1 protein-coding gene is annotated in these 271 nt (G+C 47.6%); it reads left to right on the top strand.

What is annotated here, in order from left to right:
* The coding region (locus AC061C_RS15945; protein WP_478291990.1) for a hypothetical protein at positions 1–271 on the top strand (271 nt) is incomplete at both ends.

Raw genomic sequence — 271 nt, 5'->3', positions numbered from 1 at the left:
ATACCCCAACGGGACCTTACACGGTTACCTATACCATCTGTGAGTCCGATACGACCACAGGAGTTAATGTAAGCCCATCGAATTGTGCTACAGCTACGCTAACAGTAAACGTAGTGGGTAAAATCATTGCAGGAAACGATACTTTAGGCGCACCAGCAGCACCATTAGCTTCAGGCACTACACCTGTAGCCGCAGGAAGTGTGATAGGAAACGACACCTTAAACGGAGTTGCAGTAACGACGACAAACACGAATGTTACGCCAATCACTAC

This window comes from Flavobacterium sp. GNP010 (assembly GCF_056428945.1).
Note: the sequence above shows the minus strand (reverse complement) of the source record. Positions and strands in the feature narration are given on the sequence as shown.